The sequence below is a fragment of the Peribacillus asahii genome (assembly GCF_003570725.1).
In the GTDB taxonomy this organism is placed as follows: domain Bacteria; phylum Bacillota; class Bacilli; order Bacillales; family DSM-1321; genus Peribacillus; species Peribacillus asahii.
Map to the genome: position 1 here is coordinate 1 of NZ_QWVS01000069.1, position 1417 is coordinate 1417.

Annotated in this window: 2 protein-coding genes; both read left to right on the top strand. The window is 38.4% G+C overall.

Going from position 1 to position 1417, the window contains the following annotated elements; genetic code table 11:
- Window positions 1-21 precede the first annotated feature (21 nt).
- Entirely contained in the window at window positions 22-384 is a 363-nt protein-coding gene (locus tag D1953_RS20620; RefSeq protein WP_119119028.1) for a transposase, read from the top strand.
- Window positions 321-1271 carry an IS3 family transposase gene (locus tag D1953_RS20625; protein WP_245980293.1) on the top strand — a complete coding sequence of 317 codons (951 nt, stop codon included), beginning with the start codon at window positions 321-323 and terminating at the stop codon, window positions 1269-1271. The genes D1953_RS20620 and D1953_RS20625 overlap by 64 nt, the downstream gene beginning before the upstream one ends.
- Window positions 1272-1417: the final 146 nt, after the last annotated feature.

Below are 1417 nucleotides of genomic sequence, written 5' to 3' on the forward strand. Positions count from 1 at the left end.
ATGATGAGGTTAGTCTAAAAAGTGGACACGTTAAAACGAGATTTATTTTATAATACAATCATTATTCATTATAAAAAGGGCGTGTTCATTTTGGCTAAACATTACGATCAAGCGTACAAGGACCATGTTTCAAAGTTAGTTGTGGAACAAGGGAGAAAAGCATCCGAACTTTCTTATGAATTAGAAATTTCACCGAAGACCATTAGTCGGTGGGTAAAAGATTACAGAACGAGAATCAATGGTGGAAAGCCTAACGAGCCCTTTATTACCCCTACAGAGCTCGAAAAGCTCAAAAAGCAACACGAAAAAGAATTAGCACAATTAAGAGAGGAAAACGAAATCTTAAAAAAGGCCATGCACATCTTCACCAAAAACCAAGCGTAGTTTATACCTTTGTCCAGGCCCACTCAAATGAACACGCGATTTCGAAGATGTGTAAAGTACTGAAGGTGTCAACGAGTGGCTACTATAAATGGCTTAAACAACAATCTAGTACTCCATCTGAAAGAGAAGCATATCGCTTAGAAATCAAACAAAAGATCGCTAAGTCATTCCACGAAAGTTTCGGTACCTATGGAAGCCCTAGAGTCCATGATGACTTAATTGAATGGGGGTATACCATTTCGCAAAAAAACGTAGCTCGACTGATGAAAAAAATGGGTTTAAAAGCAACCCAAAAAGAAAAGTTTATCGTTACCACGGACTCCAATCATGATTTCAAAACGTATCCTAACCGACTAAATCGTCAATTTAACGTAGATAAGCCTAACCAAGTTTGGGTAGCTGACATTACATACATCTGGACACTCGAAGGCTGGGTTTATTTATCCTCCGTGATGGATTTGTTTTCAAGAAAGATTATTGGCTGGAGCCTGGCGTCACATATGAAAAAAGAGCTATCCATTCAATCCTTAAAGAGGGCTATCATGACAAGACGGCCTAAGAAAGGGATACTTCATCATTCAGACCGTGGTTCCCAGTATTCTTCGCAAGACTATGTGGATATGTTGAAAGAGCGTGAAATGGTCATTAGTATGAGTAAAAAAGCAGATCCATATGATAACGCTTGTATTGAATCGTTCCATGCCACAATTAAGAAAGACTTGATTTATAGAAGACGATTTAAGACAAGAGAAGAGGCCATAAACGCTATAAACTATTACATTAGCAGCTTCTATAACCCTAGAAGAAAACACTCGACTTTAGGATATCTCTCACCAACCGAATTTGAGAGAAAGTATCACAAGAATGAAGAGGCATTAATCTCATAATTTGGCCGTGGGGTGTTCGAAATGAGCAGTCAGGTTTTTCGACTGTTCATTTCGAATACCGGACCAAACGAAGTGCGGTAGGCATTTATTCTTTAAAAGTCTCAAATTTTATTGTCCACTTTCTTGACAGAAGACCAATGAAGGAC